Origin of the sequence: Blautia sp. 210820-DFI.6.14 (assembly GCF_020558815.1) — a bacterium.
Lineage (GTDB): Bacteria > Bacillota > Clostridia > Lachnospirales > Lachnospiraceae > Blautia_A > Blautia_A obeum.
The window spans coordinates 1-1,859 of the sequence record NZ_JAJCKS010000065.1; the positions used below are offsets into that span (position 1 = coordinate 1).

Sequence of the window (1,859 nt, forward strand, 5' to 3'; positions counted from 1 at the left end):
AATTAAACTTAAAGCACAGCCTTTGAATAAAATTTCATTGGTTTTGCTTTAATGCAAACTATTTTTTCTTTTTTTAACTGTAAACTTTTCTTTGTCCTCACAAAATTATATAATAAAAGTAAGCATTTATTATTTCGGGCGGTTTTACTTATGAATTCAGGTGTTACAGATACTGAAACAATAAGACCTGAGAATCGGGAGGAGTTGATCTTATGTCGAATATAGAAGCTGTTGGAGGTGCACGATCATGAGTGAGTATACCATCCTGCCGCTGATCAATGCATCATTTCAGCCGGGTGAGGCGAAAAGGACGGTAGCCGGTTTTGAAGACAGGGATTTTCAGAAAATTGCACGTGCTGAATATTATTATTTTACCGGGCAGGCGGAGAAATGCAGCCATATAGCAGAACGTTACCTGATGAGCCATAATATAAAGCTTAAGATGTCTTCCTGCCTGTTATATGTATATTCGAATCTGACACTTGGCAGAGCCGTGGCATCCAGAAAAGGGATATGGGAGATTCGGGAATGTCTTGAAAAAGAAATGAAATATTCTTCGTCTGCGGAGGATAAAGCAATTAGTGTATTTGCAGGATATATGTCTTCCGTACTTTTGCATCTTCCGGTAGATGAACTTCCGGATGTGGAATTTTATGCAGCTGCACTGCCTCCTGGAATTAAGATGTTTTCTGCCTATGTGATAGCTCATATGGCGTATTTGAAAGGGGAGTACGGCAGAGCGCTTGGAATTTGTGAGGCAGCATTCATGTTCAGGGACGGCACCTATCCGATTAGTATGATTTATCTGTATTGCATGATGGCAATGTGCCAGATGAATCTGAAACATCAGCAGAAAGCAAAAGACGCATTGATGCTGGCATGGAATATGGCGAAAGAAGACGAATTCCTGGAACCCTTTATTGAACATCATGGTTTGCTGCAGGGACTTCTGGAGTCATGTATCCGTAAGGAAGATTCAAAACTATATAACAAATTATCGGATAAGGTTATCAGTTTTAGCAGAGGATGGATGGCAATCCACAATCCAATGTCAGAGAATTTCGTAACAGATGCATTATCCACGGTAGAATTCTCGATTGCCATGCTGGCAAGCCGTGACTGGAATAACCAGGAAATTGCAGATTATCTGGGATTTTCACCTAATACGGTTAAAACTTATCTGAGCAGGATTTATGTGAAGCTGAATATAAAAAAGAGGGATGAACTGAAAAAGTATATGCTGAAATAGCAAAATATACTTTTTCGAGGTGAAACGGAGATTACACGGAAGCAGTCAACATGATAAAATCTTTATATACAGAAATTACCAGCAAAATTCGATGTTTATTGGGAGGAAACTATATGAAAAAAAGATTTTTGAGCGTCCTGCTTACGCTGTTCATGGTTCTAATGATGCTGCCAACAACGGCATATGCAGATACAGCCTACTGCGATATTTGTGGTAAAGAGGTAGATATAGACTATAGTAACTATGAATATTTAAACGCGCAATTTCATCAGAGGTCTGGTTATTGCCAAGAATGTGGTTCTTTTGTTGCGAAGCCACGCTCTGAGCATAATTGGAGTGGAACGGCAACTTGCACAAGCGGACAGACTTGCACAGTTTGCGGTGGGACATCCAATCCACGTGGACATGCTTACGAAAGCACCGTGACTATCGAACCTACCTGCACTACAGACGGCGTTCGTACCTATGTCTGCAAGAATGACAGCAGTCACACCTACACCGAGCCGATCCCTGCTACAGAACACAACTACGAAAGTTCTGTGACGACAGCGGCCGCCTGCACTACAGACGGCGTTCGTACCTATGTCTGCAAGAATGACAGCAGTCACAC

The 1,859-nt window shown here is 41.4% G+C and carries 1 protein-coding gene and 1 pseudogene; both read left to right on the plus strand.

Translation table 11 applies throughout. The features are described from left to right. Positions 1-247 precede the first annotated feature (247 nt). On the plus strand, positions 248-1,249 hold the full coding sequence (locus LI112_RS17680; protein ID WP_005421773.1) for a response regulator transcription factor: 1,002 nt from the start codon (positions 248-250) through the stop codon (positions 1,247-1,249). A 50-nt stretch (positions 1,250-1,299) separates the two neighbouring features. Further along, a pseudogene (locus tag LI112_RS17685) lies at positions 1,300-1,859 on the plus strand (hypothetical protein); the annotation flags it as partial.